Annotated in this window: 13 protein-coding genes; 3 read left to right on the forward strand and 10 right to left on the reverse strand. The window is 38.6% G+C overall.

What is annotated here, in order from left to right; genetic code table 11:
• Positions 1 to 9 precede the first annotated feature (9 nt).
• The 4 genes from PO903_RS00350 to rph all read right to left on the reverse strand — a co-directional run bounded on the left by PO903_RS00350 (position 10) and on the right by rph (position 3,706).
• Positions 10 to 1,326, reverse strand: a complete 1,317-nt coding sequence (locus tag PO903_RS00350; protein ID WP_273592335.1) for an STM4014 family protein — start codon at positions 1,324 to 1,326, stop codon at positions 10 to 12.
• Positions 1,327 to 1,336: 10 nt separating this feature from the next.
• On the reverse strand, positions 1,337 to 2,188 hold the full coding sequence (locus PO903_RS00355) for an STM4015 family protein (RefSeq protein WP_069325545.1): 852 nt from the start codon (positions 2,186 to 2,188) through the stop codon (positions 1,337 to 1,339).
• Positions 2,189 to 2,318: 130 nt separating this feature from the next.
• On the reverse strand, positions 2,319 to 2,945 hold the full coding sequence (locus PO903_RS00360; protein WP_137223829.1) for an XTP/dITP diphosphatase: 627 nt from the start codon (positions 2,943 to 2,945) through the stop codon (positions 2,319 to 2,321).
• A 2-nt stretch (positions 2,946 to 2,947) separates the two neighbouring features.
• Entirely contained in the window at positions 2,948 to 3,706 is a 759-nt protein-coding gene (gene rph, locus PO903_RS00365; protein WP_069325547.1) for a ribonuclease PH, read from the reverse strand.
• 166 nt (positions 3,707 to 3,872) lie between these two features.
• Between rph and PO903_RS00370 the strand changes: the two genes are divergently transcribed.
• Positions 3,873 to 4,457, forward strand: coding sequence for a phosphatidylglycerophosphatase A family protein (locus PO903_RS00370; protein ID WP_137223601.1), 585 nt, complete (start codon positions 3,873 to 3,875; stop codon positions 4,455 to 4,457).
• Positions 4,458 to 4,546: 89 nt separating this feature from the next.
• Here PO903_RS00370 and PO903_RS00375 read toward each other — a convergent pair whose 3' ends face one another.
• Positions 4,547 to 5,209 (reverse strand): hypothetical protein, encoded by a 663-nt coding sequence (locus tag PO903_RS00375; RefSeq protein WP_273592336.1) that lies wholly within the window; start codon positions 5,207 to 5,209, stop codon positions 4,547 to 4,549.
• A 127-nt stretch (positions 5,210 to 5,336) separates the two neighbouring features.
• On the opposite strand from PO903_RS00375, the gene PO903_RS00380 reads away from it, so the two are divergent.
• Positions 5,337 to 5,765 carry a hypothetical protein gene (locus tag PO903_RS00380; protein ID WP_137223605.1) on the forward strand — a complete coding sequence of 143 codons (429 nt, stop codon included), beginning with the start codon at positions 5,337 to 5,339 and terminating at the stop codon, positions 5,763 to 5,765.
• 148 nt (positions 5,766 to 5,913) lie between these two features.
• Here PO903_RS00380 and PO903_RS00385 read toward each other — a convergent pair whose 3' ends face one another.
• The 3 genes from PO903_RS00385 to PO903_RS00395 all read right to left on the reverse strand — a co-directional run bounded on the left by PO903_RS00385 (position 5,914) and on the right by PO903_RS00395 (position 9,353).
• The gene (locus tag PO903_RS00385; RefSeq protein ID WP_273592337.1) at positions 5,914 to 6,897 is read right to left on the reverse strand and encodes an MBL fold metallo-hydrolase; all 984 of its coding nucleotides are present in this window, start codon (positions 6,895 to 6,897) and stop codon (positions 5,914 to 5,916) included.
• Positions 6,898 to 7,028: 131 nt separating this feature from the next.
• Positions 7,029 to 7,460 carry a hypothetical protein gene (locus PO903_RS00390; RefSeq protein WP_069325552.1) on the reverse strand — a complete coding sequence of 144 codons (432 nt, stop codon included), beginning with the start codon at positions 7,458 to 7,460 and terminating at the stop codon, positions 7,029 to 7,031.
• Between the two features lie 525 nt (positions 7,461 to 7,985).
• Positions 7,986 to 9,353: an Nramp family divalent metal transporter gene (locus tag PO903_RS00395; RefSeq protein WP_273592338.1), complete on the reverse strand. Its 1,368-nt coding sequence runs from the start codon at positions 9,351 to 9,353 to the stop codon at positions 7,986 to 7,988.
• A gap of 466 nt (positions 9,354 to 9,819) precedes the next feature.
• Here PO903_RS00395 and PO903_RS00400 point away from each other — a divergent pair, with 466 nt between their 5' ends.
• Complete coding sequence (locus tag PO903_RS00400) at positions 9,820 to 11,178, forward strand: dipeptidase (protein ID WP_069325554.1); 1,359 nt, start codon at positions 9,820 to 9,822, stop codon at positions 11,176 to 11,178.
• 165 nt (positions 11,179 to 11,343) lie between these two features.
• Here PO903_RS00400 and PO903_RS00405 read toward each other — a convergent pair whose 3' ends face one another.
• Positions 11,344 to 12,570: a MalY/PatB family protein gene (locus PO903_RS00405; RefSeq protein ID WP_273592339.1), complete on the reverse strand. Its 1,227-nt coding sequence runs from the start codon at positions 12,568 to 12,570 to the stop codon at positions 11,344 to 11,346.
• A 108-nt stretch (positions 12,571 to 12,678) separates the two neighbouring features.
• Complete coding sequence (gene pgmB / locus PO903_RS00410; protein ID WP_273592340.1) at positions 12,679 to 13,317, reverse strand: beta-phosphoglucomutase; 639 nt, start codon at positions 13,315 to 13,317, stop codon at positions 12,679 to 12,681.
• Positions 13,318 to 14,091 lie beyond the last annotated feature (774 nt).

Here is a 14,091-nt window from a genome sequence, read left to right on the forward strand (position 1 = left end):
CTAATCCTTTCATATACACTCATGCTCCAACCATTGCTGTAATTCCCACGCATAAGTGCCTAACCCTTGATGCTCTACATAATAAAGTAAATCTCCAAATGGATTCATATCAATGATATACGGATGTCCGCCACTACTAGGAACCAACACATCTATACCTGCGCAAAATGAATTTGGAAAACAATGCAAACCTGCCGAAGCAATCTGTTGAATCTGCAATACTTGCTCAGCAGACAGATGAGATTGATCGACCAATAAGCGCTCATTACGCAAATGTAAATTCGTGATTGGCGTGTGACTTAACCGCATCACAGCATGACCTGATTCATAGCGGCAGACCAACTGACGAATATCATAAGCTTTGTTTTGCCAGCTGTCTTTGCTAATCCATCGTTCCACATGCATGCCTTCTCGCCCTAACCAATCGATGATCTGCACAATTGTAGCTGAATCTGTATAACGACGTAATCTACCTGAATTATAATAAAAAGGTTCATGCCCACTATGATCAATCCCTATAGTGGTCGTTGCAATCTCTGCACCTGTACGAGGATTATATTGATAAGCAATAACACCTGAAGCCGCAGAGCCACAGAATAACTTGATAAACACACGATGAATTCGATGTTGCTCCATCGATTGTCGCAACTGTTCATAATTACTCTGTTGCCCTAACAGATCAGGCACAAGTGGTGGAACCGCTACACCTGCTGCATGTAACCATTGATGACAACGCCTTTTATCGAACATTACCGCAATATCAGCAGGATCATTCATCCACTGAGCTTGCGGTAATAGTATAGAAACTTCACGCTGAAGCCAAGATAATAACCGACAATACCCGCGAAACCACTGAGCAGGATACCAGATACGTCCATGTTGAGGCTGTAAACGGCGAGCTTCTGTTGCTGAAATCAAATGCCCTACCGTATACGCATCTAAAGGGACTAAACGATCATCTATATCTCCTTCTGCATCTGATGCACCTAAAGCAATCAATTCACGTTCCACAGCAAAATGATCACCCGGTGCATCCAGACGCAATAATAACGGCACTTGATGTGAAATAGATGATGCTACCTCAATAGGATGAGACTGATGGGACTGTCTCTGAAATACCGCTTGTAATAGATCATCCAGAGATTCTCCAGCACGAATCGTATGCAGTATACGAATATAAGGAACAACCAATGCAGAAGAGAGATGATGATGCGCTCTTGCTTGTTGCCAGCCAGCTGTCCGCTTATTATCTGGATTACCAAATAAAATAGAAGCAGACGCAGAAGCTAGCCATTGTTGATAGGAAGATGATGGAGATCTATTCATATATCATTCATTACTCCGTCAGTGCAGGATAACGCCATTCGTACTCGCCATCTTCGTCTACTTCTTGTTGGTCTCCTGTATCCACAGATAAGCCTGTATCTTTCCAACGTTTAATCATCGTATCCGACATATAATGATAATTTAAATTCAAATGTTTAAGCTTTTTGACCGCATCACTATTAATAAGGGCTTCTGCCCCTTTATCAGATAGTGTTCCATTCGATAAGTCGAGCGTATCGAGTTGCTCAAGTACAGGCGCATTTGCGGCTGCGATAGCGATCTCATCTTGAATTTCACTATCGGTTAGACCTAAATATTTTAATTTAGGAAAAGGATTCTGATTCAAAAATGGCAAAATATCTTCGATCGAACCATCAAATCCATAATCTTCTACGCCTAAATATAAAGTAAGTGTTGTTAATTCAGGCAAATGCGCATTATAAATCTCATTCAAAACCGATTTGGGCAAGCCTCCGCAAATAATAGTTAATGTATGTAATTTATCATGATGTAAAGGTTCTAACGATAAGCCTGTACTTCCTTGAATCGTAAACGATTCAATCTGTGGATAAGCAGCAAGTAAAGGACCAAGATTGGTCTGATTGATCCAAGACACTTCACATTCTTCTGATGACATATCGCCAATATATAGACTTTTTAAGTTCGGTAATAGGGGACTCGCTTCAATCAGAGCTGGAATAGCATCATCCATTGTATCTTCATAAGCTGCACCCCAATCCCCAATAATCAGACTGGTAATTCCCCGACAAGGCTCTGGATCACTCACCAGTCCTGTGATCAAATCTTTTAAGCGTACCCCTTTTTCATTCTGATCATAATCAACTGAGAATTTCACTTCCATACATAAACCCTCCTCGAACTAGATTTCTTTTATTTTATAACACAGATAATACTACAATCAAAGTAGGATATATATACATTTAATATAAAAATAGCTTAACCCGTCTCATACAGGTTAAGCTATTTTTGATTTAAGTATTCAGATTCAATTGATCGACTAATTTACGCAAAGCTTCACCACGATGGCTAATCGCTTGCTTTTCTTCGATCGTTATATCTGCCATTGTTTTGTTATGTGTTGGCAAATAAAATAATGGATCATAACCAAAGCCTGCATTTCCAGAAGGTTGAGAAGTAATCCAACCATCCACCGAACCTTCTGTGGTTATAGCTAACCCTGTCGCTGGATCGTACAATACCAGACAACATACAAAACGTGCTGTACTCAGCAAGGTCTGATCGGTATCTTCACCCATCTGCAATCGCTCTAGTGCATCTAGCAACTTGGCATTATTATCTGCATCTGTAGCTGATTCGCCTGCATAACGAGCCGAATAGACACCCGGTGCTCCATCCAAGCGATCCACACATAGACCTGAATCATCAGCAAGTACAGGAATACCTAGAGCATCACCAACTGTTTTGGCTTTTTTCAGTGCATTCTCTGCAAATGTTGCTCCATCTTCGACCACTTCAGGCAGATCAGGATAATCAAACATACTGCGTACTTCTTTACCCAAAGAAGCTAGAGCATGTGTAAACTCTCTAACTTTCCCTTTATTCTGAGTAGCAACAACGACAATAGAGCTACTCATCATATTCATACTTGTGTACCTGCTTGACCCGAATTAATTTTCAAAGCGATCGGTCCTAGAATTTCTTTTTGCATAGCGATCATTTTCTCAATACCTTCACTACCCAGTGCAAGCAATTGATCCAATTCGTCACGTGAAAATGGACGTTCTTCACCTGTACCTTGAACTTCTACAAATTGTCCTCCACCGGTCATGACAACATTCATATCGACTTTGGCTTTGGAATCTTCTTCATAGTTCAGATCCAGTAATGCACGATCTCCTACAACACCTACACTCACAGAAGCTAAATAATCTGTAATAGGGAATTTAGTAAATTTATTTTGAGCTGATAATTTGTTCATCGCAATCGCTAAAGCGACAAAAGAACCTGTGATTGAAGTGGTACGTGTACCTCCATCCGCTTGAATCACATCACAATCGACTGTGATTGTACGTTCTCCAAGAGCTTGTAGATCAATCACAGAACGAAGAGCACGTCCAATCAGACGTTGAATCTCCATCGTACGTCCGCCTAATTTACCTTTAGCGGCTTCACGTTGGTTACGGGTATGTGTAGCACGGGGTAACATAGAGTATTCTGCGGTTACCCAACCTTTACCCTGACCTTTCATAAAGTGCGGTACACGTTCTTCCACAGATGCCGTACATAATACTTTGGTATCGCCTACTTCAATATATACAGAACCCTCTGCATATTTGTTCACGTTCGGTGTTATCGTTAACGGGCGTAATTCGTTGGCTTGTCGTCCGTCTGTTCTCATAAATGGTTGCCTCCTGCGTCATATTCACCTTCTTATTCTAACAAACCTAACTTGTAAAAGCATCCTTATCTGACGATTGATTCTAACGTTGATGAGGAACCGTGAGATTTTCACAAAAAATAAGGTTAATACTACATAACGTTATCTATGAAAGAGGTGTCTACTCATGGAATCCAAACCAAGCAAAGTTCCTTATAATCTAAGTAGTCTAAATGTAGAACAAGCCACGAGAGAATGGTTGCTTAAACGTGGGGTAACGATTTTGGAAATAGCTGATATTGTGATGTTTCTACAAAAAAGTTATTATCCTTCACTTACGATTGAAGAGTGTGTAGAAAGCGTAGAAAAAGTACTGCTCAAACGCGAAGTACAGAATGCTGTCTTAACGGGTATTCAACTGGATATTCTTGCAGAAGAAGGAAAGCTTATCTCACCTTTACAAGAAATGATCGAAAATGATGAAGGTCTGTATGGTGTCGATGAAATTTTGGCATTTGCAATTGTAAATGTATACGGAAGTATCGGCTTTACCAATTACGGTTATGTGGATAAATTAAAACCGGGCGTTCTCGCACGATTAAATGATAAAAGTATCGGACCAATCCATACGTTTTTTGATGATATTGTAGGTGCGATTGCAGCAGCGGCAAGTAGCCGGATTGCGCATGGTAAATATAAAGAACAAGATCCCGCTGTTGATACGACTGATACTGAACTGCCTGAAGATGATGAACCGAAGCAACCAATGTAAATCCAACAAAAAAACTCTGACTCCCTAGTATGTTAAAAGGGGATCAGAGTTTTTGCTTAGGATAATTGTTATACCTATTTGAATACATTTTAGAATCCTTTGGAATGAAATAATGAAGAATCTGGTTTGGATTCTGGTTGTACATTAGATGAGGAGTGATGACCGACTTTGATATCAGGGCTAACCCACCAGTGTTTGTGTTCACGTCGCCTTTTGCTTTCTCCTGACATAAATTGCAATACGAATAGCCAGATTAAACATAATCCTGTAAATACATAAAATAAATGAATCGATATAACACCTGAATCATTGCGAGTCAATAATCCAGATAATAACAACAATTCTAATACGGGATACAATAATACCGAAATAAAACGGTGTGAAGGATGATGATTACGGCGTTGCCAGAGTAGAATAGCCGGAATCACATAAGCCAGAGTGATATAGAAAGCAATCAGCGCACAGCCATTTGCCAAACGTCCTGATGCAGTAGTAAATGGAATAATAGCAGCAGACCATCCTTGATGAATCATTATGTTCACCATACTGGTAATTCCTTGAATAATACCTACACCAAGTCCCATATAGACCATCGTATTACGGTAACGATACCAGACAGAACGGTACTTTTCTTGTATCATAGACATATTACTAAATATTCCGATGACTGCACCAATAAGCAGTAATAAATAAGCAAGGAATCGCAATCCTTCGACTGTGATATCCAATATCGTTCCATTTGTGCTGAACATGTTAGATGCCCCTTTCACGTTTCGGGGTGTTGACTAGACTTATTGTAAAAGAATTAGCTTAATTTTGGATGAAAATGGACTTAATCTTAGTTAAAACTAATAATGATAGGTTGCGGAGGTTGATCTGATGTCACAAGAAGTGAGTCGAGTACACAAAATTCCTTTTCGTAAAATATGTGGGCTGTTGCATATCAGGCAAAAAATTGTGAATGTCTATCCTGATTATGCTAACAAAATGGTGGTTGTGGAAACAGAGCGTAATGCTCGTAGTACAGAAACAGTTATCGAATACAAAAATAGCTATCTTGATATTCGCAAGATGTCAGCTTCCGAGTATAATCAGATGCCACATGAGCCGAATGTCACCGATAAGCTCAAAGCATTATTCGATGAAAATGAACGTGATGTGCTTCTTCGCAGTCTGCAACACACAATTCATCAATCCGAAAGACAGTTAGAACAAGTTCAATCTGCTCAAAATAAAGCACACTCTGAAGAAACATTACAGATTGCCCGGCGTGCAATTGCTAAACTAACTGGCGATCTCACTGAATAATAGTCTACTACCCGTTAGCTAAATATAAAGTTATCTAAATACAAATATTTTGAATAAGATGTACATTCCATAATAAAAAGCATGATAGAGACTGTAATCAGCCTATATCATGCTTTTTTAGTTATGGATGAGAGTTGATAATCCAGCTCTATTCATGAGCTGTATAGATCCAAATTCCATCTTGCTGATATTTATGAGCACGATCACGACGAATTAATTCTTCTAGATGTGCCAATGTCTCTGACATCGCAAATCGTAATTGATGTAAAGTGAGCTTACTATTAAATATAGACATACATACATCGTATCCATTCAAAGATTGTATACGAATACGTTCTGCCATAGCATCCAATCGCTGTTCATGATGATCCAGTAATTTAATCGTTCGCTCTCTAAATCCTGTAAAAGGACGACGATGTCCTGGATATGCCCACTCTACTTCGTATTCACCCAGTATACGCAATCCATCTAGATAAGATTGTAGTGGTTCAGGGTCACTATTTGGAATCAAACTAATATTAGGCGAAATCTGAGGTAATACAGCATCACCACAGATCATTAATTTCCAATCCGCTTGATAAAAAGAAAGATGCCCTGCCGCATGGCCGGAAGTCTGAATCGGTATCCACCAATGACCGGATATCTTAAAAGGTTGTTCTGGCGTAATTATGGATACTTGAGGTTGTGGTAATACCTGCGCAACAAAACTTTGTAAATGTTCTGGAAGCTGTTCTGTAATTTCGTTCGGCATGCCATTAACAGTGTAAAAATTAATAAGGTCATGTGCTGCTGTATTGCCTTCTCCCCATGATAATCGTGCTTCTGCGAGTGAACGTGCTGACATATATACAGGTGCATCACTTTGTGCTTGTAACCAGCCAGCCAGACCATAATGATCTGGATGATGATGAGTTAAAATAATAGATTCCAATTGGGCAACGTCTAATTCGAGTGTTCCCCATACTTTTTGCCATGCGGCTTCATTTTCTTCGCTACGAGGTCCTGGATCTATAACACTCCATGTACGATCGCCAACGATAATATAACTGTTTACCCAGCGCAATGGATAAGACATAGCTATTTTCACCTGAATAATCCCGTGTTCAAACATTGTGATTTCTGGTAATTCCATAATGTATGTATCCTCCGTCAATCCGTCTATATTTCTATTATAAACGATCCAAACACAAAAAACTCTCCTGATTGCACCTCTATAGCCTGAGGTGTTCAGAAGAGCTTATTTTTGAATCGGTCATTCATTGCTCAATAACTTTCTTCCCATGGGTTGAACATTTCATGCTTGAAGTACGTGCTGTCTGCTGCTTTTTCGTTCCAATCCCACAATTTTTGGCTTGCTTTTTCGATCTCATCATTTTTGATTTGACGAATTTCATCAAGAATAGTAAATGATTTGCCTGATTCTTTTTGGTGTTCCCAGATCACGAACATAATGCTATCTAAATTATCACCATAACCTACAACATTCACTTGGTTAGCGTGATCGTTTAATCCCACATTTAGAAAATCATTAGTTACGATATATTTGTCATTAGCTACGTGGTAAATCGCTGCCCATTGTTCCATTTCATTAGCATTGTTTTTAATTTCGCTATTTTCTACAAATCGGAACCATCCACCAGAAGTTGCTTTAGCTTTTTCCATAATTTTTACGTTGGATAATTTAGTATAATTCATAGGTTGAATCCCCCTTAGATTTTAGGTAATATTGGAGTCTTTCATGCGACTTTGTGCCTGTTATATAGTTTATCGGTAAATTTTGCATAATATTTATAGCACTTTCCTCTCATTCGTTCTTTTTCGACATTTTTATATTCCTATATATAGGTATAGGAATAGGAATAGCATGTCTATAGAACCATAAATCAATAGGAGTAAGTAGGTATTATTACTCACCAGTAACTTTTATAATGAAGCTGATAAGTACTGTTGTATATATTGTAACCACAGTGTATCAAACAAATCTGAAAAGGAATATTTAGTTATTGACCAAGCCTTATTCTGTTTCAAAGGTGTTCTACTTATATATACGTAAAAAACAAAGAAAACGATTAGTATTTTATCAAAAAACATTCAAATTTTACCACTTTTTTTATATTAAAAATGTAAAGAAAATATAATAAAAAAAGCTTTTACCCCTATAAAAAGGATAAAAGCTTTTTGGATAGACTATGCAGCTCATAGGTTTAATGAATCTTTTACTTAAAAACCGCCACCTGTTGCAAAAATATAAAGTATTAAAAAGATATTTAAAGCAACAATAATGACTGTAGCGATCCATGCCAAAATTTTGACCCATGCTGGATTTACAAATGAACCCATTTTCGCCCGGTCGCTTGTAAATCGTACCAATGGAATAATCGCAAATGGTAATTGAAGACTCAGTACTACCTGACTCCATAATAGCAATTCTCCTGTTCCTTTGGCACCTGCAATCCATGTCACAATAAAAGCAGGAATAACGGCTAATAAACGAGTAATGATTCGGCGTAACACTGGCGAGATACGTAAGTTGATAAATCCTTCCATTACTATCTGCCCTGCAAGTGTACCTGTAATTGTAGAATTCTGACCTGAAGCCAGTAAGGCTACTGCAAATAATGTACTGGCGATTCCTACTCCTAGTGTTGGACTAAGTAAGGCATATGCATCTTCGATCCCACTTACATTCAATCCTGTTCCAAAAAAAGCAGAAGCTCCCAAGATAAGAATCGCCGAGTTGATTAGAAAAGCGACCGATAATGAAAGAATCGAATCGATATTTGCAAATTTCACAGCTTCTTTGCGACCTTTTTCGGTTCGCTTATATTGCCGGGTCTGTACAATCGATGAATGTAAATATAGATTATGTGGCATCACTGTTGCACCCAAAATCCCCAAAGCGACAAATAACATCGCTGGATTCGTAACAATCTCGAACTTCGGTACATATCCACCTAATAGTGCATGAATTTCCGGCTTAGAAATAATCACTTCAAACACAAAGATACAGAAAATCGTTGCCATCAATACGATAATAATCGATTCGATAATCCGAAATCCTTTTTTCTGCAATAGTAATAGAAGTAAAACGTCAAATGTAGTGATGACAATACCCCATAATAGTGGGATACCAAATAATAAATTCAGTGCTATCGCTGAACCGATAACTTCAGCTAGATCGGTAGCAATAATCGCAAGCTCTGTCAGTATCCATAGAAACACAGCTGTTCTTTTGTTAGTCGTATCACGGGTAGCCTGTGCCAAATCTCGACCTGTTACTATTCCTAATTTGGCAGACAGACTTTGTAATAACATAGCAATAAGATTAGAAATCAGTACTACTGATAATAGGGCGTAACCAAAGCGTGCTCCTCCTGCTATTGAAGTTGCCCAGTTCCCCGGGTCCATATATCCAACAGCAACCAATGCTCCCGGACCGGAAAAAGCGAAGAATTTGCGCCAGAATCCAGCATTTTCAGGAATCTTAACGGTATTATTGACTTCTTCCATACTGATACTTGAACTGGAATGTAACCATTTTGATTTTTTGACATCTATCTTTGCATTTAATTCTGTGTTGGAATCCATTCTTCATCTCTCTCCTTTCTCTCTAGCCTTCTATATATTTGACTGATTTGATTTAGAATATAAGCGCAACAGCCTATCTATCTTTATATCAATAGCAACATAATACATTGACCATATTTTGCACTAGGGAAACATATTTGTCAACAGCTAATTTTTATGGCTAATGACAATATAAAAGGCATCGCTTTGCCATGTTCATATTATAAAATATGTATATGATCTATTACACATTACCCATTAATCTTATCGTTATGATGTTGCTACAAAAATTATTTTTATATTCTTATGCCATCTATACGGTATCTACGATTTTAAAAGAGAGTTTGAACATCAATCGATTTGATTTGTGGTTAAAATTTTCGCAATTGGAGCAAAACGTAGTAAAATAGAAACATACGCTTTTTGATGATAGAAATGATCTATCAGATTTAAGCAATGATCTCTATTTCCCAAGGAGGATTATATAATGACGAATTATGCTACATATTTTCAAGAAAACCGTGAACACCATTTAAATGAGTTAAATGAATGGTTATCGATTCCAAGTATTTCTGCTATTTCAGAGCATAAGCCTGATATGCAACGTGCGGCTGAATGGTTAGCTGCAACATTGAAAAAAGCAGGTTTAGAACATGTAGAGATTCATCCAACAGCAGGTCATCCGATTGTTACTGCTGATTACCTTCATGCCCCTGGCAAACCAACGGTATTGGTCTATGGTCATTATGATGTACAACCTGTTGATCCATTACACTTATGGGAGACGCCTCCTTTTGAACCTACGATTCGTGGTGACAAATTATTTGCTCGTGGTGCAACCGATGATAAAGGTCAAATCTTTTTGCATATCAAAGCAGTTGAAGCCATTCTGAAGCAAGAAGGAACACTTCCGGTTAACGTCAAATTCTGTATCGAAGGCGAAGAAGAAATTTCAAGCGCAAATCTACCTGGCTTTTTGGAAAGCAACAAAGAAATGTTGTCTGCGGATGCGGTATTAATCTCAGATACGTCTTTGATCGAAAAAGGTAAACCAGCGATCTGCACTGGATTACGTGGACTATGTTCACTTGAATTTACGATTCATACTGCTAATACGGATCTACACTCTGGTAGCTTCGGTGGCGGTGTTCCAAATGCTCTTCATTCGATTGTAGAACTGTTGAACTCTTTGCATGACAAACAAGGTCGTGTACTGGTCGATGGATTCTATGAAGGCGTATTGCCTTTGTCTGATGAGATGCGTAATGAATTTATCAAACAAGCTTTTGATGAGAAGAAATTACAACAATCTTTAGCTCTTGAATCTCTTCATGGAGAAGAAGGCTATTCGTTTGTAGAACGTGTTGGTGCTCGTCCGACACTTGAAATTAATGGATTGTATGGTGGTTTCCAAGGCGAAGGTAGCAAAACCGTTATTCCTAAAGAAGCAAGTGCCAAAATCACTTGTCGTCTAGTGGCTAATCAAGATCCAGCTTATGTATTGGATCAAATTATCAAGCATTTGGAAGCCAATGTACCGACAGGTGCAACGATTGATATCAAACCGGGTGAAAAAGCACGTGCATTCAATATCGATCCTTCTAGCGAATTGTTGCAAAAAGCGGCTGATGCATTCAAAACGGTCTATGGAACACGTGCCTTATTTACCAAAGATGGCGGTTCCATTCCAATCGTTGAAGCTTTCTCTCGTCTGATTGCTCCTACAGTAGTATTGATGGGCTTCGGTCTGCCTGATGAGAACCTTCATGCACCGAATGAGCATTTCAACTTGGAGAACTTTGATAAAGGCTTGCTTACCATTGTAGAATATCTAAACCAAATCTAAATGGATAGCTACATTTAATACTGAATTGTCTTTCTTTCTATAATTAGATGATTATTTCTCAAACAAAACAGACTGCTTTCTAGATACCTGTATGTCGGTATTATAGAAAACAGTCTGTTTTTAATTATGATGAAGTTTCTTTTTCAAGCATACCTATTCATCTATCTATTCATTATTCATGTGTGAAGTGGTCGTTACTGCTTGGGTGGCTCGCCATGTCTTTATAGCATGATGCAATCGCTCCATCGCTTTTTCCAATAAAGAACGTGAACAAGCGATATTCATACGCATATATCCTTGACCTGTTATCCCAAATGCATTGCCATCATTCAGCGCAATTTTGGCATGATCCAGTAGGAAAGAAACTAAATCTAATTGCTCCATCCGTAGCTTACTACAATCGATCCATAGCAAATACGTAGCTTCTGGTAGACGTACCGATAATTCCGGTATATGCGTAGCGATATATTGCTGTACATATTCCATATTTCGATAAGTATAGACTTTGCACTGCTCTAACCACTCTTCGCAATACGTATAAGCGGCTTGGGTGGCTACAGCACCAAATGTATTAATTTGTCCCACACCGAATTGATTGATTTTTAACGCAAATGCATTCCGTAATTGTTCATTCGGGATAATAATATTAGATGTATTCATACCGGCGATATTAAATGTTTTGCTTGGTGCTGTACAAATAATACTACGGTTCATCGCAGATTCAGATAGACTGGCATACGGAATATGAGCATGAGGTGCATAAACAAGATCGCCATGAATTTCATCGGACACGACAATAATATTCCACTTCGCACATAAATGTTCTAACTGTTCTAACTCTGTACGTGTCCACACTCGCCCTATCGGATTATGTGGATTACACAAAATCAACATTTTCACCTGTTCGTCCAGCACAGTCTCTAACTGTTCAAGATCCATACGATAATCTCCATACTGATCTTGCATGAGGGGATTTTCGATCAATTCTCGTCCATGCCCTTTGACTACATTATAAAAAGGAGGATACACTGGCGTCTGAATAATCACTTTATCTCCAAGTTCTGTATAGGTTTGCACCGCAAAGTTCAAGGCAGATACAACACCAGGTGTGAAAACAATCCAGTCGTTTTCTATCGTCCATTGATGCTTACGCTCCATCCAATTTACAATAGATTGATGATACTCATCGGTACGAAATGTGTATCCAAGTACGCCATGTTCGATCCGTTGACGTATAGCCTCCTGCACAGGCAAAGGTGCCGCAAAATCCATATCTGCTATCCACAAAGGAATAATATCTTCTTTGCCAAAATGCTTATGCAGTGCATCCCATTTCTCTGAACCAGTCCCTATGCGCTCAGGTGTATGATCAAATGTTGAAGTATAATCCATACAAGTCCCTCCATATCCATCTATCCAAATATTCTATCTATTCATTGTCTTTATCCCAGAATGAATTTAAGATATATTCATCATATCAGGTTTTGGAGGGTGTTCAAGTTATAATACTAATTCAAGCAATTCATCGACACTTTCCAGATAGTAGTCTGCATCTGAACTACGCAATGTTTCACCTACAGCAGCCACATTCATTTTACCTGCAATCGCCGCTTCCACACCTGCTAACGCATCTTCTACAACCAGACATTCTTCCGGTACGATATCCAGACGAGTTGCCGCTAGCAAAAAGACTTCAGGATCAGGCTTACTGCGAGTAATATCGTTACCATCTGCAATCGCATCGAACTCTTTATCCAGACCAATCTGCTTCAGAATAGTCGGTGTATTTTTGCTCGAAGAACCGATCGCGATTTTGATATTATTTTGTTTCAATGTTTTTAACGTATATTCTACTCCCGGCAAAAGATCGCTTGGGCTTAAATGGTGCAACGATTGGCGATAGTACTCATTCTTTTTCTCTGCCAATTGCAATTTTTCTTCATCCGAGTATGTTTTGGTCGCACGTTGCAAAATAATATCCAGACTCTCCATCCGGCTTACTCCGCGCAACTGATGATTGATCGTTTCATTAAAAGGAATGCCTTCTTCTTCACTGATTTTACTCCATGCTTCAAAATGATAATGATCTGTCGATACAATCACGCCATCAAGATCAAAAATAACTGCTTTAATTGTCATTATTACTTCCTCCTCGGGTATGTTCAATGATTTGTAGTGATGGGTTAACAAATTAAGTATGTTCTTTATTAAACAAGAAACAAGGATACTAGACAGAGAACGCTAAATTATATTTGGAGATGAAGTGGAAAAATCGGTATTTCAGTGTGAAGTGAATCGCAGATATGTGAGGCTGGTAAAGGTCATTCTGCTACCCAAACGGATCATTCTTCTGATCGCTGTTAAGAATAGATATCTTTGAAATCTGCTGTCGCAGAGGATATCTATTCTTAAAGGCGAACGCTCCGCTTCTCCAGAACGATTCCGTTTGCTCCGCTAGAGGTGCTTATCTACATTATTGTTTTATATATCATTTCTTACTTTAGCATATGCCCGTAAAGTTAATTTCCCTCTAAAATTAAGCAACAAGATTAAACAATACAATTAGATGAATCTATTTTAATAACAAATAAGATTTGTATGTTTTATCCATTCATCCTTCACTCATTCCAAATAAAATATAACTATATTTTATTCCCTTATCCTCTTTCCTACCTCCTCCCCCCTGATTGAAAATAAGCACTCCCTACTAAACACCCGGCAAAGGTGCTCAACGAACCTAGCGGAGGTAAAGGAATCGTTCAGCAGAAGCGAAGCGTTCGCCTTTAAGATCGGATATAATCTGTTGAAAACAGAATCCAATATATCCGATCTTAACAGCGATCGTATGAATGATCCTTTACCAGAGCGATATTCCCTCACAACCTTCGCCACTCCCCCAACCCTCCGGCTTAT

The sequence above is a fragment of the Paenibacillus sp. PK4536 genome (genome assembly GCF_028594455.2).
GTDB lineage: Bacteria > Bacillota > Bacilli > Paenibacillales > Paenibacillaceae > Saccharibacillus > Saccharibacillus nuruki.

Coding starts and splice junctions, on each gene's coding strand:
- PO903_RS00350 (WP_273592335.1), bottom strand. CDS start 1,326: ATGAATAGATCTCCATCATCTTCCTATCAACAATGGCTAGCTTCTGCG.
- PO903_RS00355 (WP_069325545.1), bottom strand. CDS start 2,188: ATGGAAGTGAAATTCTCAGTTGATTATGATCAGAATGAAAAAGGGGTA.
- PO903_RS00360 (WP_137223829.1), bottom strand. CDS start 2,945: ATGATGAGTAGCTCTATTGTCGTTGTTGCTACTCAGAATAAAGGGAAA.
- rph (WP_069325547.1), bottom strand. CDS start 3,706: ATGAGAACAGACGGACGACAAGCCAACGAATTACGCCCGTTAACGATA.
- PO903_RS00370 (WP_137223601.1), top strand. CDS start 3,873: ATGGAATCCAAACCAAGCAAAGTTCCTTATAATCTAAGTAGTCTAAAT.
- PO903_RS00375 (WP_273592336.1), bottom strand. CDS start 5,209: ATGTTCAGCACAAATGGAACGATATTGGATATCACAGTCGAAGGATTG.
- PO903_RS00380 (WP_137223605.1), top strand. CDS start 5,337: ATGTCACAAGAAGTGAGTCGAGTACACAAAATTCCTTTTCGTAAAATA.
- PO903_RS00385 (WP_273592337.1), bottom strand. CDS start 6,897: ATGGAATTACCAGAAATCACAATGTTTGAACACGGGATTATTCAGGTG.
- PO903_RS00390 (WP_069325552.1), bottom strand. CDS start 7,460: ATGAATTATACTAAATTATCCAACGTAAAAATTATGGAAAAAGCTAAA.
- PO903_RS00395 (WP_273592338.1), bottom strand. CDS start 9,353: ATGGATTCCAACACAGAATTAAATGCAAAGATAGATGTCAAAAAATCA.
- PO903_RS00400 (WP_069325554.1), top strand. CDS start 9,820: ATGACGAATTATGCTACATATTTTCAAGAAAACCGTGAACACCATTTA.
- PO903_RS00405 (WP_273592339.1), bottom strand. CDS start 12,570: ATGGATTATACTTCAACATTTGATCATACACCTGAGCGCATAGGGACT.
- pgmB (WP_273592340.1), bottom strand. CDS start 13,317: ATGACAATTAAAGCAGTTATTTTTGATCTTGATGGCGTGATTGTATCG.